The sequence below is a fragment of the Paracoccus jeotgali genome (assembly GCF_002865605.1).
In the GTDB taxonomy this organism is placed as follows: Bacteria; Pseudomonadota; Alphaproteobacteria; order Rhodobacterales; family Rhodobacteraceae; genus Paracoccus; species Paracoccus jeotgali.
On the sequence record NZ_CP025583.1, the window covers coordinates 135,056 to 155,446 of the forward strand.

General features: G+C 66.7%; 19 protein-coding genes. 12 read left to right on the forward strand and 7 right to left on the reverse strand.

Annotated elements, in window-relative coordinates; translation table 11 throughout:
* Positions 1-4: 4 nt before the first annotated feature.
* The 3 genes from CYR75_RS00710 to CYR75_RS00720 all read right to left on the reverse strand — a co-directional run bounded on the left by CYR75_RS00710 (position 5) and on the right by CYR75_RS00720 (position 3,446).
* Positions 5-784 carry an ABC transporter ATP-binding protein gene (locus CYR75_RS00710; protein WP_101498400.1) on the reverse strand — a complete coding sequence of 260 codons (780 nt, stop codon included), beginning with the start codon at positions 782-784 and terminating at the stop codon, positions 5-7.
* Positions 781-1,776 carry an MlaE family ABC transporter permease gene (locus tag CYR75_RS00715; protein WP_101498401.1) on the reverse strand — a complete coding sequence of 332 codons (996 nt, stop codon included), beginning with the start codon at positions 1,774-1,776 and terminating at the stop codon, positions 781-783. The genes CYR75_RS00710 and CYR75_RS00715 overlap by 4 nt, the downstream gene beginning before the upstream one ends.
* Before the next feature lie 233 nt (positions 1,777-2,009).
* Complete coding sequence (locus tag CYR75_RS00720; RefSeq protein ID WP_101498402.1) at positions 2,010-3,446, reverse strand: helix-turn-helix domain-containing protein; 1,437 nt, start codon at positions 3,444-3,446, stop codon at positions 2,010-2,012.
* A gap of 284 nt (positions 3,447-3,730) precedes the next feature.
* On the opposite strand from CYR75_RS00720, the gene CYR75_RS00725 reads away from it, so the two are divergent.
* The 3 genes from CYR75_RS00725 (at position 3,731) to CYR75_RS00735 (ending at position 6,510) form a co-directional block, all read left to right on the forward strand.
* A complete protein-coding gene (locus CYR75_RS00725) occupies positions 3,731-5,341 on the forward strand; it encodes an isocitrate lyase (protein ID WP_101498403.1) in 1,611 nt (536 codons plus the stop codon).
* An 84-nt stretch (positions 5,342-5,425) separates the two neighbouring features.
* Positions 5,426-5,671 carry a hypothetical protein gene (locus tag CYR75_RS00730; RefSeq protein ID WP_101498404.1) on the forward strand — a complete coding sequence of 82 codons (246 nt, stop codon included), beginning with the start codon at positions 5,426-5,428 and terminating at the stop codon, positions 5,669-5,671.
* Between the two features lie 170 nt (positions 5,672-5,841).
* Positions 5,842-6,510 carry an epoxyqueuosine reductase QueH gene (locus tag CYR75_RS00735; protein WP_101498405.1) on the forward strand — a complete coding sequence of 223 codons (669 nt, stop codon included), beginning with the start codon at positions 5,842-5,844 and terminating at the stop codon, positions 6,508-6,510.
* Here CYR75_RS00735 and CYR75_RS00740 read toward each other — a convergent pair.
* Entirely contained in the window at positions 6,480-7,883 is a 1,404-nt protein-coding gene (locus CYR75_RS00740; protein ID WP_225972778.1) for a short-chain fatty acyl-CoA regulator family protein, read from the reverse strand. The genes CYR75_RS00735 and CYR75_RS00740 overlap by 31 nt on opposite strands.
* A 130-nt stretch (positions 7,884-8,013) precedes the next feature.
* Between CYR75_RS00740 and CYR75_RS00745 the strand changes: the two genes are divergently transcribed.
* The 4 genes from CYR75_RS00745 to prpB are packed head-to-tail and all read left to right on the forward strand — an operon-like array spanning position 8,014 to position 12,013.
* Complete coding sequence (locus tag CYR75_RS00745; protein ID WP_101498407.1) at positions 8,014-8,436, forward strand: acyl-CoA thioesterase; 423 nt, start codon at positions 8,014-8,016, stop codon at positions 8,434-8,436.
* Entirely contained in the window at positions 8,423-9,937 is a 1,515-nt protein-coding gene (locus CYR75_RS00750) for an MmgE/PrpD family protein (protein WP_101498408.1), read from the forward strand. The genes CYR75_RS00745 and CYR75_RS00750 overlap by 14 nt, the downstream gene beginning before the upstream one ends.
* A gap of 12 nt (positions 9,938-9,949) precedes the next feature.
* Complete coding sequence (gene prpC, locus CYR75_RS00755; protein ID WP_101498409.1) at positions 9,950-11,086, forward strand: bifunctional 2-methylcitrate synthase/citrate synthase; 1,137 nt, start codon at positions 9,950-9,952, stop codon at positions 11,084-11,086.
* Positions 11,087-11,098: 12 nt separating this feature from the next.
* The gene (gene prpB, locus CYR75_RS00760) at positions 11,099-12,013 is read left to right on the forward strand and encodes a methylisocitrate lyase (protein WP_101498410.1); all 915 of its coding nucleotides are present in this window, start codon (positions 11,099-11,101) and stop codon (positions 12,011-12,013) included.
* A 185-nt stretch (positions 12,014-12,198) separates the two neighbouring features.
* On the opposite strand, the gene CYR75_RS00765 is transcribed toward prpB, so the two are convergent.
* On the reverse strand, positions 12,199-13,188 hold the full coding sequence (locus CYR75_RS00765) for a lysozyme family protein (RefSeq protein WP_192876665.1): 990 nt from the start codon (positions 13,186-13,188) through the stop codon (positions 12,199-12,201).
* Positions 13,189-13,344: 156 nt separating this feature from the next.
* Here CYR75_RS00765 and CYR75_RS00770 point away from each other — a divergent pair, with 156 nt between their 5' ends.
* A complete protein-coding gene (locus CYR75_RS00770; RefSeq protein WP_225972779.1) occupies positions 13,345-13,866 on the forward strand; it encodes a DUF305 domain-containing protein in 522 nt (173 codons plus the stop codon).
* A 70-nt stretch (positions 13,867-13,936) separates the two neighbouring features.
* Here CYR75_RS00770 and CYR75_RS00775 read toward each other — a convergent pair whose 3' ends face one another.
* Entirely contained in the window at positions 13,937-14,878 is a 942-nt protein-coding gene (locus tag CYR75_RS00775; RefSeq protein ID WP_101498411.1) for a ring-cleaving dioxygenase, read from the reverse strand.
* Between the two features lie 117 nt (positions 14,879-14,995).
* Here CYR75_RS00775 and CYR75_RS00780 point away from each other — a divergent pair, with 117 nt between their 5' ends.
* The 4 genes from CYR75_RS00780 to proX all read left to right on the forward strand — a co-directional run bounded on the left by CYR75_RS00780 (position 14,996) and on the right by proX (position 19,468).
* Complete coding sequence (locus tag CYR75_RS00780; RefSeq protein ID WP_101500786.1) at positions 14,996-15,904, forward strand: LysR family transcriptional regulator; 909 nt, start codon at positions 14,996-14,998, stop codon at positions 15,902-15,904.
* A gap of 224 nt (positions 15,905-16,128) precedes the next feature.
* Positions 16,129-17,454 carry a quaternary amine ABC transporter ATP-binding protein gene (locus tag CYR75_RS00785; RefSeq protein WP_101498412.1) on the forward strand — a complete coding sequence of 442 codons (1,326 nt, stop codon included), beginning with the start codon at positions 16,129-16,131 and terminating at the stop codon, positions 17,452-17,454.
* A complete protein-coding gene (locus CYR75_RS00790) occupies positions 17,438-18,370 on the forward strand; it encodes an ABC transporter permease (RefSeq protein ID WP_101498413.1) in 933 nt (310 codons plus the stop codon). The genes CYR75_RS00785 and CYR75_RS00790 overlap by 17 nt, the downstream gene beginning before the upstream one ends.
* Before the next feature lie 78 nt (positions 18,371-18,448).
* Positions 18,449-19,468 (forward strand): glycine betaine/L-proline ABC transporter substrate-binding protein ProX, encoded by a 1,020-nt coding sequence (proX, locus tag CYR75_RS00795; protein ID WP_225972780.1) that lies wholly within the window; start codon positions 18,449-18,451, stop codon positions 19,466-19,468.
* Between the two features lie 225 nt (positions 19,469-19,693).
* Here the strand turns inward: proX and CYR75_RS00800 are convergent, their stop codons facing one another.
* Positions 19,694-20,122, reverse strand: coding sequence for a CHRD domain-containing protein (locus CYR75_RS00800; protein WP_225972781.1), 429 nt, complete (start codon positions 20,120-20,122; stop codon positions 19,694-19,696).
* Positions 20,123-20,391: the final 269 nt, after the last annotated feature.

Sequence of the window (20,391 nt, forward strand, 5' to 3'; positions counted from 1 at the left end):
GCCTCTACCTGCTTTCTGCGGTGCCGGAAATCGCGGCGCGGGCGCGCGGCCCGTGGAAATATTCATGCACCCAGGGGTGATCGACCTGCATCATCTCTTCCATGGTGCCGGTGGTCAGCACGCGCTGTTCGGCCAGAACCGCGACCCGGTCGCAACACGCGTGCAGCGTGTCGAGGTCGTGGGTGACCAGAAACACCGACAGGTTCAGCGCGTCGCGCAACTCGACGATCAGCCGGTCGAAGGCGGCGGCCCCGATGGGGTCCAGCCCGGCGGTCGGCTCGTCCAGAAACAGAATCTCCGGGTCCAGCGCCAGCGACCGCGCCAGCCCGGCGCGTTTGCGCATCCCCCCCGACAGCTCGGACGGGAACTTGTCATTGGCGCTGACCGGCAGGCCAGCCATGGCGACCTTCAGCTCGGCCAGGCCACGCCGGTCGGTGTCCGACAGGCCGGGCACCGCGCGCAACGGCACCTCGACATTCTCGCGCACGCTCAGCGAGGAAAACAGCGCGCCGTCCTGAAACATCACGCCCCAGCGGCGCTCGAACGCCTCGCGGGTGGCGCCGGTCAGGCGGGTGACGTCCTTGCCAAAGACCCGGATCTCGCCCGCGCGCGGCTTGTTCAGCCCCACGATCGAGCGCAGCAGCACCGATTTCCCGGTCCCCGAGCCACCGACCACGCCCAGGATCTCGCCCCGATACAGGTCGAGGTCCAGATCGTCATGCACGACATGGTCGCCGAACTGGCTGCGCAGGCCGCGCACCTCGATCACCGCCTCGCGGGTCATAGCCCGATCTCGGCGAAAAAGACCGAAAACAGCGCATCGGCGATGATGACGGCGAAGATCGCATGGACCACCGCGCTCGAGGTCTGGCGGCCCAGCGATTCCGCGTCGCGCCCGACCTGCATCCCGGCGTGGCAGCCGATCACCCCGATGATCAGGGCAAAGACCGGCGCCTTGACCAATCCGACGATGACGTGATCGACGCTGACATCGCCGAGCCGGTTGATGAACAGCGCGGGCGAGATATCAAGCTCGATCCAGGACATGATGCCGCCGCCCAGCAGCCCTGCGACATTGGACAGCAGGCCCAGGATCGGCAGCGTGATCAGCAGCGCAAGGATGCGGGGCAGGATCAGCACCATACTGGGGTCCATGCCCAGCGTCCGCATCGCGTCGATTTCCTCGCGCATCTTCATCGACCCGATGGACGCGGTCAGCGCCGAGGCGGTGCGTCCCGCGACGATGATCGCGGTCAGCAGGATGCCAAGCTCGCGCAGGACGGCGATGGCGATCAGATCGACGACGAAGACCTCGGCCCCGAACTGGCGCAGCTGCGCGGCGCCCTGAAAGGCCAGAACGACGCCGATCAGGAAGGACATGACAAAGACGATGGGCACGGCGCGCAGCCCGGTTTCCTGCGCGTGAAAGGTCAGCGAGGTCACGCGGAACTCGGACGGGTGGCGGATCGCGCGCGCCAGGGCTGCGATGAAGCGGCCCAGATAGCCGGCCAGCTCGCGCAGATAGGACAGCGCGGCCACGACATGCGCGCCGGTCCGGGTCACGATGTAATGCAGCGTCGTGTCGTGCGGGGTGGGCGGATCGGGTTCGGGCAGCGATCTGGCCACGGCCTCGATCAGCCCCTCATGCGCGGGGCTGGCGCCTTCGATCACGGTGCCGGCGGCGCGGGCGCGGACCAGATACCAGGCGCCGGCCGTGTCCATGCGGTCCAGCCCCGACAGATCGACGCGGCGCGCGGGCGGGCCAAGCTGCGGCATCGTCCAGACCAGCAGCGAGCCCGACAGCGCCAGCAGATCGCCCTCGCGCCGCTGCCCGAGTTCGGCCTGTTCCGGGTCATAAATGGCAGAGGGGTTGGGCAGGGGTCGGGCTTTCCAAAGGGTCGGACGGCTGGGCGACCGGGTGGCGGGGGCAGGGGGCCGCTGCGGCGGCGCTGATCCGTCCGATCTGGCCCCAGGCTTTGGCGGTTGTAAAGCAGGCAGACCCCGCGAAATCAATCGGATTCAAAGCTGAACAGCGCCACGCTGCGTTCCAGCTCGTTCACCGCGAGGTTGCGGTTGATCGGCGCCTGCGCGCGCGAGGCGCAGTTCTGCCGCTCGCACAGGATGCAGTTCAGCCCGACCTCGGTCGGCTCGCTGCGTTCGGCGTCGAAGGCGTCGGCATAGATCAGCCGCGGCGCAAAGGCCACGTCGCAGCCCAGACCCACCGCCAGCCGGGGCGCGGGCGCGGAAAAGCTGCCGCCGGCCCGCATCACCGTCCGCGCGACCGAAAAGTAACGCGCGCCTTCGGGCATCCGGATCATCTGGGTCTGGATCTGGCCCGGTGTCTCGAACGCGGCATGGACGTTCCAAAGCGGGCAGGTGCCGCCAAAGCGCGAGAAGGGAAAGCGCCCGGCGCTGAAGCGTTTGGACACGTTCCCGGCCCGGTCCACGCGGACGAAGAAGAACGGGATGCCGCGCGCCTCGGGGCGTTGCAGGGTGGTCATGCGGTGGGCGGTCTGCTCGAAACTGGTGCCGAAGCGGTGGCCGATCAGCTCGATATCGTAGCGCTCCGATTCGCAGGCGGCGAGGAACGGGCGATAGGGCATCAGCAGGGCGGCGGCGAAATAATTGGCCAGGCTGACGCGGGCCAGCCCCTGTGTCGCCTCGCCCTCGAAATGCGCGGTGTCCATGACCTCGTCGATCAGATCCTGATAGTTCAGCCGCGCAATCAGCACCGCCATCTGAAAGCGCCGGCTGGCGGCGTCGAGGAATTCCGACAGCAGCAATTCCTTGCGATGCGGGTCATAGCGGCGCAGCGATCCGGCCATCACCGCGCCGGGCAGGCGCCGGACGCGGACGTTGTGGGCGGCCAGCAGCCCGCTTAGCGCCACGTCCGAGGCGTCGCGGTGCAGCTTGTTGTCCTCGGCCACGGATTCGGCGGCGCGGTCGAGGGCGTCGATATAGTTGCGGCTTTCATAGAACCAGTCGCGGACCTCATCCACCGGCCGGGCGATCTGGGCGATCGCCTCGACCCGGCTGCGGTCGGCCAGCGGGGTCTGTTCGGCCTGCGCGCGCATCATCGCGTCGCCCAGCCGGCCCTGCAACCGCACCAGTGCCGCCGCGATCCGGGGCGAGGCCTGCAGCACGGCCTCGATCTCGGCGCGGCTCACGCCCTCGACCTCGAGCGCGGGGTCTTTCAGCGCGGCCTCGAAATCGGCGGCAAGCTGGGCGTCGGTGTCGGGCGCCAGCTCGGCCACGTTCAGATCATAGACCTGCGCCAGCCGCATCAACAGCTTGGCCGAGGCCGGACGCTGATCGCTTTCGATCAGCGTGATATAGCTGGCCGAGACGCCAAGCTGCTGCGCCATCTGCGCCTGCGTCAGCCCCAGCGTGCTGCGCAGGATCTTCAGCCGCTGCCCGATGATCAGTTTTTCGCCCCGTGGCGCCATCTGCCGAACCTTACAAACATTACATTACAAAATGAAACCTGCTGACAGAATTGACAGAGTGACTCCAATTACACAAGAGCCTGCTGCATTTGCACAATGACATTACTAAAGTGACATCAGGGCGAAACGAATCGCGCCGCACAGACACCGTGTCAGCCAGGGGAGGGCTTTGTGATGTCGCAGCAATTGACGCAGGAACAGATGCCCCGGCTGCTCGCACCCGGATCGCGCGCCGCTTGCGGACGCGCCGTGCAACCCAACGCTATCACCTGAAAGGAAAGATCATGGCACAACGCAAGAGCTATGCCGAACTGCGCGCCGAACTGGAAAAGCGCTACCCCTCGGGCCAGACCTCGAACGGGATCGGGATCGACGACATCGTGCAGCTGAAACTGCAGAACAGCTATGACACCCATCTCGACATCGCCCGCGACATGGCCAGCGTGATGCGTCAGGACATGGCCGATTACGACCGCGACCCGACCCTGTCGACGCAGTCGCTGGGTTGCTGGTCGGGCTTTCACGCCCAGCAGATGATCAAGTCGGTCAAGCGCCTGCGCGGCACCACCAAGCGCGCCTATGTCTATCTGTCGGGCTGGATGGTGGCCGGTCTGCGCAATACCTGGGGCCACCTGCCGGACCAGTCGATGCATGAAAAGACCGCCGTGCGCGACCTGATCCGCGAAATCTATGTCTCGCTGCGCCAGGCCGACGAGGTCGCGATGAACGACCTGTTCAAGGAGCTGAAGGCCGCCACCTCGGACGCCGAGCGGGCCGAAGTGATCGAGCGGATCGACAATTTCGAAAGCCATGTCGTCCCGATCATCGCCGATATCGACGCCGGCTTCGGCAACGAACACGCGACCTATCTGCTCGCCAAGGAACTGATCCAGGCCGGCGCCTGCTGCCTGCAGATCGAAAACCAGGTCTCGGACGCGAAGCAGTGCGGCCACCAGGACGGCAAGGTCACCGTGCCGCGCGAAGATTTCATCGAAAAGCTGCGCGCCTGCCGTCTGGCCTTTGAGGAGCTGGGCGTCGATGACGGTGTCATCGTGGCGCGGACCGACAGCCTTGGCGCCGGTCTGACGCAAAAGGTTCCGGTCAGCCAGCAGCCGGGCGATCTGGCCTCGGAATACATCAAGTGGCTGGACACCGAAGCGATCACCGACGCCAACCCGGTCCGCGACGGCGAGTTGGCGATCCGCCTCGACGGCGAATTCGTCAAGCCCAAGCGCCTGCCGAACGGGCTGTTCCCGTTCAAGAAGGGCTCGGGCCGAGCGCGCGTCGTCGAAGACTGCATCGCCAACCTGACCCAGGGCGGCGCCGACATGCTGTGGATCGAGACCGACACCCCGAACGTGGCCGAGATCGCCGCCATGGTGAACGAGGTCCGCGAGGTCGTCCCGAACGCCAAGCTGGTCTACAACAACTCGCCCAGCTTCAACTGGACGCTGAACCTGCGCAAGCAGGTCCGCGACGAGTGGCTGGCCGAGGGCCGCATCGCCGAGGGTGACTATCCCGAAGGCAACGAGCTGATGAAGGCCGATTTCGACGCCACCGAGCTGGGCAAAGAGGCCGATGACCGGCTGCAGCGCTTCCAGCACGACATCTCGACCCAGGCCGGCGTGTTCCACAACCTGATCACGCTGCCGACCTTCCACCTGACCGCCAAGTCGGTGGACGAGCTGTCGCGCGGCTATTTCGGCGACGACAAGATGCTGGCCTATGTCAAGACCGTCCAGCGCGAGGAAATCCGCCGCGGCATCTCGGCGGTCAAGCACCAGCACGAGGTCGGCTCGGATCTGGGCGACACCTTCAAGGAAATGGTCAGCGGCGAGCGTGCCCTGAAAGCGGGCGGCCATGCCAACACCATGAACCAGTTCGCCGCCGAATAAGGCGCAACCCGGCCCCGAAAGGGTCTGTCAACCGACGGTTCCCGCCGCTAATGTGGCGGGGACTTGCAACGAAGGAAGCATGACATGAACGCAGACGCCGAATTTCAGCGCATCGACCTTCCCGAAGGCGACAGCGAGACCCGCGCCATCCACCGCGTGGCCGAGGCCGTGCACCGCCTGAACGACGCCGTGCAGCGCGCGGTGAACGAGGGTGTCTCGGTCGAGGTGATCCGCGTCTCGCGCTTTCATAACGGCGCCGGCGCCTGGGGCGATCAGGTCGTGCCGACCATTCGCGGCACCGGCGACAAGGCCAAGGACGGGCAGGCGTAAGCCGCGACCGTCAGGCCAGGAATCGGGGCGGGCCTTGCGGGGTCCGCCCTTTTTCGTGACCCGTCATGTGACCGGGCCGCGCGACCCGCGCCCTCTCGCAGGCTTTCGTTCTGTGTGCGTTTCCGGTAAAACCCGGTCTCGACCCACGCATTACCCGCAAGGCCACGCCCATGTCCGATGACTTCACCCGCCCCGTCCTGACGCCCCCCGGCGGCCACAAAAAGGTGCTGCTGCATTCCTGCTGCGCCCCCTGTTCGGGCGAGGTGATGGAAGCGATGACCGCCTCGGGCATTGATTACACGATCTTTTTCTACAACCCGAACATCCACCCCGAAAAGGAATACCTGCTTCGCAAGGATGAAAACATCCGCTTTGCAGAGGCCCATGACGTGCCATTCGTCGATTGCGACTATGACACCGAAAACTGGTATGCCCGCGCCAAGGGGATGGAGTGGGAGCCCGAACGCGGCATCCGCTGCACCATGTGCTTCGACATGCGGTTCGAGCGCACGGCGCTTTATGCCCATGAGCACGGATTTCCGGTGATGACCTCGTCGCTGGGCATCTCGCGCTGGAAGGACATGAAGCAGATCAACGGCTGCGGCGAGCGCGCGGTCGCGCCCTATGATGGGCTGGAATACTGGGACTATAACTGGCGCAAGGGCGGCGGGTCGAACCGCATGATCGAGATCTCCAAGCGCGAAGAGTTCTACCAGCAGGAATATTGCGGCTGCGTCTATTCGCTGCGCGACACCAACCGCCACCGGCGCGAGGTCGGGCGCGGCCCGATCGAGATCGGCAAGATGTTCTACGGCAGCGAACCGGCCTCGGACGAATAGGGCGCAAAGCTGCTGCGTCCGGGCTGGGCCAGCACCGGGCGCCCGATCATCGGAAAAGCGCGCTGCGGGCAGGCCTCGCGTTCGCACAGCTTGCAGCCGGGGCCGATGGGGGTCGCGGCGTCCGGCCCCATCAGGTCCAGCCCCTCGCCATAGACCAGCCGGTCGGCATGGGCGATGTCGCAGCCAAGTGCCACGGCGAACTGCTTGACCGGCCGCCCGAACCCGCCCGCCCCGTGGCTGACGGTCCGCGCTACCCAAAGATAGCGCCGCCCGTCCGGCATCTGCGCCACCTGCCGTAACACCTGCCCCGGATGTGAAAACGCGTCATAGATGTTCCACAGCGGGCACGACCCGCCAAAGCGCGAAAAGTGGAAATCCGTCGCCGATTGCCTTTTCGAGATGTTCCCGGCGCGGTCCACGCGGATGAAGAAGAACGGCACCCCCTGCGCGCCCGGACGCTGCAGGCTGGACATGCGATGGCAGGCGGTCTCGAAGCCGACGCCGAAATGGCGGGCGAGGATCTGGATGTCGTAACGCTCGGCCTCGGCCCTTGCCAGAAACTCGCCATAGGGCAGGATCAGCGCGCCGGCGTAATAATTCGCCAGCCCGATCCGCAGCAAGGGCTGATCCTGCGCCGACAGGCCGGATGCGGCGCAGAGTCGGTCGATGGTCGGCGCCTCTTCCAGCAGGGCAAGCTGGGTGCCGATCTGAAAGGCGCGCTGCGCGTCGCTCAGCCGGTCCGCCACATGCAGCACCCGCGCCGCCTCGTCATAGCGGCGCAGCGTGTCCGGGCCAGGGCGGTTGCCGACGCGGATCCGGTGGCGATCGGCCAGATAGATGGTCAGCGATTCGGCCCGCGTGGCGATGGGCAGCAGCGCCCCCAGCGGTTCGGCGGCGCGGTCGAGTTCGTTGATATGGTTGCGGCGGCTGTAGAAATAATCCCGTACCGCCTCGAACGCCGTGGGCGCGGCCGGGGTGCCGGGCTGGCCCGACACCTGCTCGGCCAGCAGCTCGGCGCGTTCGGTCGCGGCCCGCAGGCGGCGGCGCAGATCGAGGATCAGCTTGGCCACGGCGGGCGAGTTGTCGGCCAGATCCTGCAGCTCGGCCGCGCTCAGCGTCGCCCCTTGATCGGCCAGCGCCGCCCGCAGACGTGACGCCAGCCTGCCGTCGCCGGCGTCGTGAAAGGGCTGCGCCTCGATCCCGAAGACGTCGTCCAGCCGGGACAGCACGGCGCGGGTGACGGGGCGCTGGTTGCGCTCGATCTGGTTCAGATAGCTGGCCGAAATCCCCAGCGTCCGCGCCATCGCGGCCTGCGTCATCGCATGGCTGTCGCGCAGCCGGCGCAGCAGCGTTCCCTGATAGCCGTGTCGCAACCCTGCCGCCTCGCGTCCTCGCAAACTTCGCAATCCCAGTTTGCGGCTTTTGCAAGATAACGCAATTCCTTTGTTTACTTGCAGGCACCCGCTGACCAATATGTGCGTGCAAATCTTGCGAAGGACCGCCATGCAGGACGTCGCCGCAGACCGTCAGACCGACCGCGCCGATGTGACCGAACGCGCCGATCTGGTGCTGCCGGGGCAAGCGAACCATTACGGGACGCTGTTTGCCGGTCAGGCGCTGTCGCTGATGGCCAGCGCCGCCTTTACCGCCGCCAGCCGCCATGCGCGGCACGACATGGTCCTGACCGGCGTCGATACGCTGCGTCTGGACGCGCCGGTGCCGGTGGGCAGCCTGTTCGTGACGCAGGCCCGGCTGCAGCGCCGGGGCCGGTCCTCGGTCACCATCGCGGTGACCGGCATCTGCGAGAACCCGCGCTCGGGCCACCGCACGCAGGTCGCGCAAGGACAGTTTCGCCTGGTCGCCGTCGATCCCGACGGCCGCCCGCAACCCATCACCGACAGGAGTTCCGCTGATGAAAACCCATGAAGTCCGCACCTATAAATCGGCCGAGAATCTGGCCCGCGAAGATCAGCTGGCGTGGAAGATCGCCGAGGTTGCGGCCGATCCGGTCGCCGTCGACAGCGACGTGACCGAGATGATCATCAACCGCATCATCGACAACGCCGCCGTGGCCGCCGCCTCGGTCGCGCGCCGCCCGGTCGCCTCGGCCCGCGCGCAGGCGATGACGCACCCCTTCAAGCCCGGCGCGACCGTCTTCGGCGTCGAGAACGACCGCACCGTCTCGCCCGAATGGGCCGCCTATGCCAATGGCGTGGCCGTGCGCGAACTGGATTTCCACGACACCTATCTGGCCGCCGATTACAGCCATCCCGGCGACAACATCCCGCCGATCCTCGCCGTCGCGCAGCACACCGGCAAATCGGGCGCCGATCTGATCCGCGGTTTGGCCACCGGCTATGAAATCCAGGTGGATCTGGTCACCGGCATCTGCCTGCACGAACACAAGATCGACCACATCGCCCATCTCGGCCCGTCAGCCGCCGCCGGCATCGGCACGCTGCTGGGGCTGGACACCGAGACGATCTATCAGGCCGTCCAGCAGGCGCTGCACGTCACCACCACCACCCGCCAGTCGCGCAAGGGCGAGATCTCGTCCTGGAAAGCCTATGCCCCGGCCTTTGCCGGCAAGATGGCGATCGAGGCCGTGGACCGCGTGATGCGCGGCGAAGGCGCGCCGTCGCCGGCATGGGAAGGCGAGGACGGCTTCATCGCCTATCTGCTGTCGGGTCCGGGCACGATCTACAACGTCCCGCTGCCCGAAAAGGGCGAGGCCAAGCGCGCGATCCTGAACACCTATACCAAGGAACATTCGGCCGAATACCAGTCGCAGGCGCTGATCGACCTGGCCCGCCGCATGGGTCCGAAGGTGGGCGATCTGTCGCAGATCGAAAGCATCGTCATCCACACCAGCCACCACACCCATTACGTGATCGGCACCGGCGCGGGCGACCCGCAGAAGATGGACCCCAACGCCTCGCGCGAGACGCTGGACCACTCGATCATGTATATCTTCGCCGTGGCGCTCGAGGATGGCGGCTGGCATCACGAGAAATCCTATGCCCCCGAACGCGCCAACCGGCCCGAGACGGTCGCGCTGTGGCACAAGATCTCGACCACCGAAGACCCGGAATGGACGCGCCGCTATCACTCGCGCGACCCCAAGGAAAAGGCGTTCGGTGGCCGCGTGGTCATCACGCTGAAGGACGGCACCGCGATCGAGGATGAGCTGGCGCTGGCCGATGCCCACCCCGATGGGGCGCGTCCCTTCGTGCGCGAGAACTATCGCAACAAGTTCCTGACCCTGTCGGAAGGCATCATCGCCTCGGCCGAGCAGACCCGCTTCCTGCAGGCGGTCGAGGCGCTGGGCGATCTGAAGGCCGGCGATCTGGTGGCGCTGAACTTCGTCGTCGAGGCCTCGCGTCTGGGCGATGCGCGCCCGACCGGGATTTTCGATTACAAAGGCTGAGGAGGTCCGTTCATGGCACCGAAACCGAAGAAATCGGTCGCGCTGTCGGGGGTAGAGGCGGGTAACACCGCCCTCTGCACCGTCGGCCAGACCGGCAACGACCTGCACTACCGCGGCTATGACATTCTCGACATCGCCGAGGCCGCGACCTTTGAAGAGGTCGCGCATCTGCTGGTCCACGGCACGCTGCCGAACAAGGCCCAGCTTGTCGCCTATCAGGACAAGCTGGCCCGGCTGCGCGGGCTGCCCGCCACCGTCCAGGCGGTGCTGGAACAGCTTCCGGCCGGCACGCATCCGATGGATGTCATGCGGACCGGGGCCAGCGCGCTTGGCTGCGCGCTGCCCGAGGCGCAGGACCACAACCCGGCCGGCGCGCGTGACGTGATCGACCGGCTGATGGCCAGCCTCGGCTCGATCCTGCTTTACTGGTATCACTACAGCCATAACGGCCGCCGCATCGACGTCGAGGGCGACGATCCCTCGATCGCCCAGCATTTCCTGCGGCTGCTGCATGGCAAGGACCCCAGCGACAGCCATGTCCGGGCGATGCAGACCTCGCTGATCCTCTATGCCGAGCATGAATTCAACGCCTCGACCTTTACCGCGCGGATGATCGCGGGCACCGGGTCGGACATGTATTCGGCCATCACCGGCGCCATCGGCGCGCTGCGCGGCCCGAAACATGGCGGCGCAAACGAGGTCGCCTACGAGATCCAGTCCCGCTATGCCGGGCCGGACGAAGCGGCCGAAGATATCCGCCGCCGGGTTGCGGAAAAGCAGATCATCATCGGCTTCGGCCACCCGGTCTATACGGTGTCGGACCCGCGCAACGTGGTGATCAAGCGCGTCGCCGAAAAACTGTCGCAAGAGGCCGGCGATACCGGGCTTTACGACATCGCCAGCCGGATCGAGCAGGTGATGGACGAGGAACGCGGCATGTTCCCGAACCTCGACTGGTTCAGCGCCGTCAGCTATCACCGCATGGGGGTGCCGACCTCGATGTTCACGCCGCTCTTCGTCATCTCGCGGACCTCGGGTTGGGGCGCGCATGTGATCGAGCAGCGCGAGGACGGCAAGATCATCCGCCCCTCGGCCCATTATACCGGGCCGGAGAACCTCGAATTCGTGCCGCTGTCGCAGCGCAACTGAGAAAGAGCGAACATGCCATATCTCGTCGGCTCGGACCTGCCCGAGCGTCCCGCCGGTCTGCGGTTCCAGGAATTGCTGGACGCGCCCGGTATCCTGCGCCTGCCCGGCGCCCATAACGGGCAGGCCGCCCTGCAGGCCAAGGCCGCGGGCTTCGACGCGCTGTATCTGTCGGGGGCGGCGATGACGGCCTCGATGGGGCTGCCCGATCTGGGCATCATCACCGTGGACGAGGTCGCCTTCTTCATCCGCCAGATCGCCCGCGCCAGTGGCCTGCCGCTGCTGGTCGATGGCGACACCGGCTATGGCGAGGCGCTGAACGTCATGCACATGGTCCGCACCTTCGAGGATGCGGGCGCCGGTGCCGTGCATCTCGAGGACCAGCTTCTGCCCAAAAAATGCGGGCACCTGAACGACAAGAAGCTGGCCACCGCCGCCGACATGGCCGCCAAGGTCGCCGCCGCCGCCAAGGCGCGCCGGCATCTGCGGATCATCGCGCGCACCGATGCCGCGGCGAGCGAGGGGCTGGAGGGCGCGATTGCCCGCGCCAAGCTGTATGTCGAGGCCGGGGCCGATGCGATCTTCCCCGAGGCGCTGACCTCGGTGGACATGTTTCGCGAGGTCCGCGCGGCGCTGCCCGGCGTCGAGCTGCTGGCCAACATGACCGAGTTCGGCCGCACCCCCGCCCTGACCGCGCAGGAGTTCGAGGATCTGGGCTATGACATGGTGATCTGGCCGGTGTCGTCGCTGCGGGTGGCGAACAAGGCGCAGCAAAAGCTGTATGCGACGCTGGCCCGCGACGGTGCCACCACCGCGATGCTGCCCGAGATGCAGACCCGACAAGAGCTGTACGACACCATCGGCCTTGGCGCGTTCGAGGCGCTGGACGCGTCGATCGCCGCCTCGATCGCACCCGACTGGCAAGCCTGAAGCGGCGGGTTGGGCAGTTAACCGGATCAGCAGGGCGTCCCGCCGGGGCGCCCTGTGCCATTTCGGGCGGCTGTAAGGAACATGTGTCACCCGCCCACCTCGCCCGTCGTAGTCTCCGAGGGCCGCCTCGGAAGGGTGGCCCGTCGCATCGGCGCAAGGCACTCCGTGCAGTTCCGCGCATGCCATCACAAAACCTCATCCGCCCCGTCCAGCACCAGATCCAGCGGCGGCGCGCCGCCGTCCGGCAACTCGGCGGGGTATTCGGCCAGATCGGGCGGGTGGGCTGACATCTCTGCCGCCTCAAGTTCCGGCGATAATTGCTCGATAGCCTCGGCGGAGCCAGAGCCGCGCCCGCGCCTGACGCGCTCGCGCCGGGGCGCGGCGTCCGGGCCGAACAGCGGGCCATTGCCGCCCGCCAGCAGGGCGGTGCGCGGGGCAGGCAGGGGCTGCGAGCCAGCCCCCAGCAGCGCCGTCCGTGCCGCACCGATGGCCGCCAGCGAGCCGGGCATCCCGGTGACCTTCGTGCCCTTGGGCGCCCCCAGCAGCATCCGGTTGTCCACGATCCGCACCTGCCGCGCGGGCTGCGGGATCTGCGCCAACTCGCCCGGCGTCACCTCGGCAAAGCGGTTATAGGTCTCGACCCCGTTTCGCTGGCCGTTGACGCCGCTAGGGTCCAGCCCCGCGCGCAGCTCGTCAAAGCGGGCCAGATAGCGCGCCGCGTGCTGCGGCGTGCGCGAGTGGAACGCCCCCGCCGCGCGCCGCCAATCGCCCGTCTCGGCGAACAGCTCTCGCACGAACTGCGCCGCATAGCGCGCGTTGGTCAGCGGGTCGAACATCTGCGCCAGCGTCTCGAACTTCTCGCCATGCCAGCGGAAGTTGAGCTGAAAGCAACCGACATCCAGATTGGTGCGGCCCTGCGCGACCCGATCCTCGGCGAATGACAGCGCCAGCGCCGGGTCGTCGAACCAGCTTCCCTTGCCCTCGGCATTCACGCTCCACGCCCAGGGCCGCGTCAGGCCGCCTTGCTGCCGCCCGGTTTCGGTCAGGGTCAGCGCGCCCAGAATATCCGCCGGCACGCCGCTTTCCGCCGCGGCCTGCCGCGCCGCCCATTCGCACAGCGCCGCCCCGTCCTGCGCCAAGGCGGGCAGCGGCAGCAGCATCAGCAGAAGGGCCATCACGAATCGCATGGACCGAGCCTAGCGCGCGAAGATTAACCCGCCCTTGACGCGAACCCTGCAAAACGCCGCCGGAACCGGGCAAAGGGGCATCCGCGTTGACCCTCAGGCCCGCCGGGACGCGCCCGGCACCCCCATCCAAGCGAGAGGACCGCCATGGACGACCGCAGCAAGCAACATTCGCAGCACAAGGGCAGCTATGGCCGGTTTCTGGCCATGATTGCGACCTCGACCGTGGTCATGTTCGTGCTGATGTATCTGAATACATGGGCCTGGGACCACGTCTATTTTTCGCAGACGCGGATGTGGATGGCGCTGTATATGGGCGGCGCGATGGCGATCATCATGCTGTCCTTCATGCTGGGGATGTATTCGGATCGGCGCAAGAACATGGCGATCTTCATCGGTGCGCTGCTGGCGTTTGTGGCGGGCGTCGGGCTGGTGCGCAGTCAGGCGACGATCGGCGACGAGGCGTGGATGAAGGCGATGATCCCGCACCACTCCATCGCCATCCTGACCAGCACGCGGGCGGAACTGTCCGATCCGCGCGTGCGGGCGCTGGCCGATGACATCATCAAGGCGCAGACCTCGGAAATTGCCGAGATGCAGCGTTACATCACGGATCTGGCCGAGAATGGCGACGCCCCTGCCGGCACGCCGCGCGACGAGGGTGGGTGAGCGACCGGTTCGTAGTTGGGTGAATTGGGGTAAACGAAAAAGGCCGCCGCATCACGCGGCGGCCTTTGGCCTAGTCGAGAGGCTTCAGCCGCGCCTCGATCTCGGCCCGGCGCGGTTCGAGGAAGGGCGGCAGGGACAGGCTTTCGCCCAGCGACTCCAGCGGTTCATCGACGGCAAAGCCCGGCCCGTCGGTGGCGATCTCGAACAGGTTGCCGCCCGGCTCGCGGAAATAGAGGCTGCGGAAATAGTAGCGCTCGACCTCGCCGGAATTGGGCAGCCCGAAATCGGCCAGACGCCCGGCCCAGCCGTGGATCGCGGCGACATCCGGCGTGCGGAAGGCGACGTGGTGGACGGCGCCCGCGCCCTGACGCGCCACAGGCAGACCGGGTTGGACCGCGACATGCAGCTCTGCCGCCGCGCCGCCCGGTCCCATCTCGAAGACATGGACGCGGCCTTGCCCGTCGGGGCTGTCATAACCGCGGGTCTCGCGCATGTTCAGCACGCGGGTCAGCACCTCGGCCGTGGGCGCAAGCTGCGGGACCGAGATCGTGATCGGCCCCAGCCCGCGGATCTGGTGCGCGGCCGGCACCGGGCTGCGGTCCCAGGGGTGCACCTCGCCCGCGTCATCGGCGATCAGGCGAAAGCGCTGGCCCTCGGGGTCCTCGAACGCCAGCGTCGCACGGCCGTCCAGCGTGGCGATGCTGCCGTCGCCGCGCCCGGCCTCGCGCAGGCGTTCGGCCCAGTAATCCATGCTGTCCGAAGCCACCCGCAGCCCGGTGCCGCTGATCGAGCGGGTGCCACGGCGTTCGGGCGGTGCCGGCCAATCGAAAAAGGTCAGATCCGTGCCCGGCGTCGCCAGCCCGTCGGCATAGAACAGATGATAGGCCGAGGTGTCGTCCTGGTTCACGGTCTTCTTGACCAGCCGCAGGCCGAGGGTGTCGGTGTAGAAACGCTTGTTCGCCGGGGCGTCGGCGGTGATCGCGGTCAGATGGTGGATACCTGTCAGGTCCATGAAAGCCTCCTGTTGCCGGGTCAGATATGGGCGGCGCATCCGTTCGGCGCCACCGACCGGCGCGTGAAAGCGGCGTTCGGTCCTTGCGAACGGTGGCGGCGCGGATACTGTGCCGCCATGCGCTATACCCTGGACGAGATCGAGGCGTTCCTGACCGTGATGGAGCTTGGCACCATCACCGCCGCCGCCGCGCGGCTGAACCTGTCGAAATCGGTCATCAGCAAGCGGGTGTCGGATCTGGAGCTGTCGCTGGGCGCGGCGCTGTTTCGGCGCAATGCCGGGCGGATCCTGCCGACCGAGGCCGCGATCCGGCTGGACGACCGCCTGCGACCGGCGCTGGCGGAGCTGACCGCCGCCACGGAAAGCGCGGCCTGGGGCGGGGCGACGGGCGAATCGCTGCGCGGCACGCTGTCCATCGCCGCCCCGATGAGCTTTGGGACGCTGTATCTGTCGCCGATCATCGCCCGCTTTGCTGCCCGTCATCCGCAACTGGAACTGCGGATCGACTATGACGACCGGCTGCGCGATCTGGCGCGTGAGGGCTTCGACATCGCCATCCGCATCGGCGAGTTACGCGATTCGGCCCTGATGCAGCGCAAGCTGTGCGAGGATGAGACCGTGCCCTGCGCCAGCCCCGCCTATCTGACCCGGCATGGCACGCCGGAAAGCCTGGCCGATCTGCAACGGCACAGCGTCATCGGCTATCATCACCTGCCCAATGGCAGCCTGTGGCAGACCGGCAGGGACCGCCCGCCCGTCCTCGACAGCCGCATCACGCTGAACAATGGCGAGGCGATGCGCGACATGGCGATCGAGGGGCTGGGGCTGGCGATCCTGCCCGGTTTCATCGCCCTGCCGGCCATCGCGTCGGGCCGGTTGAGGCGGGTTCTGCCGGGGCTTTCGACCCGGACGCTGCCCATCTCGGCTGTGTGGCCGGCGGTCCTGCCCATGCCGCCCAAGCTGCGCGGCTTTGTCGATCACCTTGCCGCCGAACTCGCCGGCGGGCAGCCGTGGCGGGATGCCTGACCCTCGCCACTGGCCGTTCGGGCTATCGGCGGTTGATGTCAAGCTGCCCCTGCACTATATTGTGATCAAGTTCTTGATCCCGAGGTGCAGCCCGGCGCGCCTCTTTTTCCGCCCTCGCGCCTTTTCGGCGCGGCGGAAACCTGTTGCGCTGCTTCTCGGCGCGGGATCGGTCATTCGCCTGCAGGGGCTGTTTCCCTGCCCCGGCCGGGCAGATGCGGAGTTGCATGCAACCGAAACTCTCGGTCAGAAACCTCTACAAAATCTTTGGCAAGCAGCACGCTGCCGCCATGCAGATGCTGCGCGACGGCGCGACCAAGGCCGACATCCTGGAACGGACCGGCGCCACGGTCGGCGTTCAGGATGCCAGCTTTGACGTCCATGAGGGCGAGATTTTCGTCGTCATGGGCCTGTCGGGTTCCGGCAAATCGACGCTGGTGCGGACGCTGAACGGGCTGATCCCGCCCAGTTCCGGCACGATCCGCATCGATGGCGAGGATATCGCCGGTGCCTCGCGCAGCGATCTGCGCCGCATCCGGCGCGAGAAGATCGCCATGGTGTTCCAGCATTTCGCGCTGTTTCCACATTGGACCATCGCGGAAAACGTGGCCTATGGGTTGAAGGTGCGCGGCGTGCCCGCGGCCGAGCGGCGTGTCCGCGCGCTCGAGGTTCTGGAAAAGGTGGGGCTTGCGCCGTGGGCCGACAGCCTGCCTTCGGACCTGTCGGGCGGGATGCAGCAGCGCGTCGGGCTGGCCCGCGGGCTGGCGGCCGACCCCGACATCCTGCTGATGGACGAGCCCTTTGGCGCGCTTGACCCGCTGATCCGCCGCGACATGCAGACCGAGCTGATCAGCCTGCAGAAAGAGCTGAAAAAGACCATCATCTTCATCACTCACGACTTGAACGAGGCGCTGCTGCTGGGCAACCGCATCGCGATCATGAAGGATGGCGAGATCGTCCAGATCGGCACCGCGCAGGAAATCGTCACCAGCCCCGCCGATGACTATGTCGCGGCCTTCGTGGCAGATATCGACCGTGGGCGGGTGTTCACCGTGGACGACGTCTCGGGCGAGCCGATCACCATCCAGCTGCGCGCGACCCCGGTGGCCGAGGCGCTGCGCCTGATGGAGGAACACGGCTCGCACGCGCTGTATGTGCTGGATGGCGAGCGCGTGGCCGGTGTCGTGACCTATCGCGACCTCGCGTCGAGCGAGATGGACAGTTCGACCCCCAGCCCGACGATCAGCAACACGCTGATCACCGAGTTTCCGACCACCAATGCCGATACTCAATTGCACGAGCTTTACGGCGCGGCGGGCGAGGGCTTGCCCATCGCCGTCACCGACGACCGCGACCGGCTGGTCGGCGTCGTCGATCCGCATGAGCTGCTGAGCCACCTTTGGGCCGGCGAAAACGGCGAGAATGGCGAGGGCGAGGCCACCGATGCGGCCCCAGACACGCCTGAAGACACAGCGTCACCGCGCCCACCGTCGCCGCCCGCGCAGCCGGACGCCACTGCGAAGAAGGAGGTTACCGATGTTCAGCCCCGCTGACCTGATGACGCTGCCCTTCGACGATTGGGTGAACTCTTTCGTGCGCGGTTGGCTGGTGCCGAATTTCCGCCCCGCCTTCCGGGCCGCGCAGGTGCCGATCAGCATGGTGCTGGGCGGGCTCGACAGCTTTTTCCGCTGGATCCCGATGCTGGTCATGACGGCGGGCTTTGCCGCCGTGGCATGGCGCACCGCCGGGCGCGGCGTGGCGCTGTTCACGCTGCTGGGCTTCATCTTCATCGACATGATCGGGCTGTGGGACTATACCATGACCACGCTGGCCATGGTCATTACCTCGGTCCTGTTCTGTGCCCTGATCGGCATCCCGGTGGGGATTCTGTCGGCGGGTGCTGACAAGCTGTGGGCGGTGGTGCGGCCCATCCTCGACGTGATGCAGACCATCCCCAGCTTCGTCTATCTGGTGCCCATCGTGATGCTGTTCGGCGTCGGCATGGCACCGGGGATCATTGCGACGATCATCTTTGCGCTGCCGCCCATCGTGCGGCTGACCAATCTGGGCATCCGCAATGTGCGCGCCGATCTGGTCGAGGCGGCCGAGGCCTTCGGCTCAAACCGCTGGCAGATGCTGTGGGATGTGCAATTGCCGCTGGCGATGCGCACCATCATGGCGGGCCTGAACCAGACCCTGATGCTGGCGCTGTCGATGGTCGTCATCGCCGCGCTGATCGGCGCGGGCGGGCTGGGCCTTGTGGTCAACACCGGCCTTGGCCGCATGGATGTGGGCGGCGCGACGGCAGGCGGGGTCGGCATCGTGATCCTCGCCATCGTGCTGGACCGCATCACCCAGGGCCTGACCGAGCCGTCGGCCCGGCGCCAGACCTCGCTGCGCCAGACGCTGGTCGGGTTCTTCCGGCCCGGCGCGCAGATGCAGGCCACCGATATTCCGAAGGCGGGCTGACGCCTGCCACCCTTGCGGCGGGCCGTGCCGGTCCGCCCGACACCCATCTACCAAAGAAGAAACGAAAGGGAGACACGGATGATGTTCCGTTTAACCAAGACCATGACCGCAATCGGCACCGCGCTGCTGCTGGCCGCCCCGGCAATGGCCGCCGAGAAGCCCGGCGAGGGCGTCAGCATCCAGATGGCGCAGCCGACCTGGGACACGGGCTGGTTCCAGACCGCGATCTACAGCGACCTGCTGCGCGAACTGGGCTATGAGGTCTCGCAGCCCATGACGCTGGACAACCCGGCCTTTTATCAGGCGGTGGCGTTCGGCGATGTGACGATGTGGGTCGATGGCTGGTTCCCCGGCCACAACTCGTATCGCGACACCTTCGAGCAGGGGGCCGAGATCGTGGGCGCGGTCGCTCTGGGCGGCGCGCTGCAGGGCTATCTGGTCGACAAGGCCTCGGCCGAGAAATACGACATCACCTCGCTGGACGATTTCAAGCGCGAGGAGGTCCGCGAGGCCTTTGACCGCAACGGTGACGGCAAGGCCGACATGGTCGGCTGCCCGCCCGGCTGGGCCTGCGAAGAGGTCATCGCCCATCATCGCGAAGCCTATGGGATGGACGACTATATCAACGTGACCTCGGCCAACTATTCGGCCGCGATGGCCGATGCCGTCGCCGCCTATGAGCAGGGCGAGCCGATCCTGTTCTATACCTGGACCCCGAACTGGACCGTTAACGAACTGACCCCGGGCGAGGATGTGGTCTGGATTCAGGTCCCCTTCGTCGATCTGGTCGAGACCGAAAAGGGTCTTGAAGACGCGGCCACCATGGAGGGCGTCGAGGGCTGCGTGGCCGATCCCTGCATGCTAGGCTATGTCGCCAATGACATCGTGCCGGTGGTGAACAGCGACTTCATCAAGGACAACCCCGCCGTCCGCGCCCTGTTCGAGGCCGCGGCCATCCCGCTGACCGACATCTACGCGCAGAACGCGCTGATGAACGAAGGCGACGAGGATGTGGAAGGTCACGCCAAGGACTGGATCGCCGAGAACCGCGATCAGGTCGACCAGTGGCTGGAAACCGCCCGCGCCGCGGCCGAGTGATCAAGCCGAACTGACCGGCTGAGACCGAAACCTGACCCGAGGCCTTGCGAGAGGCGTCGGGTTTTCCTTTGCGCTGTCGGGTGTTTCGGTGAGGGCGTGGCGTTCGCGGCTTTCGGGGTCCATCTAATGCGAGTTGGCGGTGCTGCCGCGCCGTCGTCCTTTCCCAGCACCCCAAACGCAAATGGCCCCCTTGCGGGGGCCATTCCTGCAGAAACTCTGCTGTCGTTATTCCTTGGCCATCAGCTGGCCGCGGATTTCGCCATCCGGATACTGCTCTGTATGGACGTTGACGTAGTATTTGCCGTCCTGCAGCTCGGCGATCTGGTCGGCGGTGATATCGGCGCTGCCTTCCATGATCGCGTCGGACATGTCGATGACCGGCGGGGCGTTCTCATCCTCGGCGGCGGGGCCGTGGATATGGGCGGCGGTCGCGTCGCCGGTCAGATCCTGATAGCTGACCACCCAGGACACCGTGTTGGCGTCGGTATCGACCGTCACCTCGGCCGTGCCGGTCGCGGCGCTGTCGGCGGGCGGCACCTCGGCATCGGCGGTCAGATCGGCGGTGTAGGTCATCGTCTCGGCGAAGGCGGGCAGCGCCATCAGCGCACCCGCAGCGAGCGTGGCACCAAAGCGGCGTAGAATTGTCATCTGCATTTCGAAAACTCCTTGAACAGTTGTTTCGACCCCTCTCAACCCGTGAGGTGGGCAGATGTTCCTGCCGACGGCTTGGCTGGGCGGAAATCCGCGTGTATAGCTGCGCGTCGTTCCGGTGCCTGCCTCTGCCGGCGCCGGCCAGCCTGCCGCACTCTGGCGGCGGATCTTAAAGCGGCTGCGCCCGGTGCCGCAAACTGACAAAGAGTAGCCATGTCCCACCCCGCCTACAGGCTGTCCGTCGCGCCGATGATGGACTGGACGGATTTAAT

Bases quoted from the DNA above. Each gene is read 5' to 3' on its own strand.
- CYR75_RS00710 (WP_101498400.1), bottom strand. From the start codon at position 784: ATGACCCGCGAGGCGGTGATCGAGGTGCGCGGCCTGCGCAGCCAGTTC.
- CYR75_RS00715 (WP_101498401.1), bottom strand. From the start codon at position 1,776: ATGCCGCAGCTTGGCCCGCCCGCGCGCCGCGTCGATCTGTCGGGGCTG.
- CYR75_RS00720 (WP_101498402.1), bottom strand. From the start codon at position 3,446: ATGGCGCCACGGGGCGAAAAACTGATCATCGGGCAGCGGCTGAAGATC.
- CYR75_RS00725 (WP_101498403.1), top strand. From the start codon at position 3,731: ATGGCACAACGCAAGAGCTATGCCGAACTGCGCGCCGAACTGGAAAAG.
- CYR75_RS00730 (WP_101498404.1), top strand. From the start codon at position 5,426: ATGAACGCAGACGCCGAATTTCAGCGCATCGACCTTCCCGAAGGCGAC.
- CYR75_RS00735 (WP_101498405.1), top strand. From the start codon at position 5,842: ATGTCCGATGACTTCACCCGCCCCGTCCTGACGCCCCCCGGCGGCCAC.
- CYR75_RS00745 (WP_101498407.1), top strand. From the start codon at position 8,014: ATGCAGGACGTCGCCGCAGACCGTCAGACCGACCGCGCCGATGTGACC.
- CYR75_RS00750 (WP_101498408.1), top strand. From the start codon at position 8,423: ATGAAAACCCATGAAGTCCGCACCTATAAATCGGCCGAGAATCTGGCC.
- prpC (WP_101498409.1), top strand. From the start codon at position 9,950: ATGGCACCGAAACCGAAGAAATCGGTCGCGCTGTCGGGGGTAGAGGCG.
- prpB (WP_101498410.1), top strand. From the start codon at position 11,099: ATGCCATATCTCGTCGGCTCGGACCTGCCCGAGCGTCCCGCCGGTCTG.
- CYR75_RS00765 (WP_192876665.1), bottom strand. From the start codon at position 13,188: ATGGCCCTTCTGCTGATGCTGCTGCCGCTGCCCGCCTTGGCGCAGGAC.
- CYR75_RS00770 (WP_225972779.1), top strand. From the start codon at position 13,345: ATGGACGACCGCAGCAAGCAACATTCGCAGCACAAGGGCAGCTATGGC.
- CYR75_RS00775 (WP_101498411.1), bottom strand. From the start codon at position 14,878: ATGGACCTGACAGGTATCCACCATCTGACCGCGATCACCGCCGACGCC.
- CYR75_RS00780 (WP_101500786.1), top strand. From the start codon at position 14,996: ATGCGCTATACCCTGGACGAGATCGAGGCGTTCCTGACCGTGATGGAG.
- CYR75_RS00785 (WP_101498412.1), top strand. From the start codon at position 16,129: ATGCAACCGAAACTCTCGGTCAGAAACCTCTACAAAATCTTTGGCAAG.
- CYR75_RS00790 (WP_101498413.1), top strand. From the start codon at position 17,438: ATGTTCAGCCCCGCTGACCTGATGACGCTGCCCTTCGACGATTGGGTG.
- proX (WP_225972780.1), top strand. From the start codon at position 18,449: ATGATGTTCCGTTTAACCAAGACCATGACCGCAATCGGCACCGCGCTG.
- CYR75_RS00800 (WP_225972781.1), bottom strand. From the start codon at position 20,122: ATGCAGATGACAATTCTACGCCGCTTTGGTGCCACGCTCGCTGCGGGT.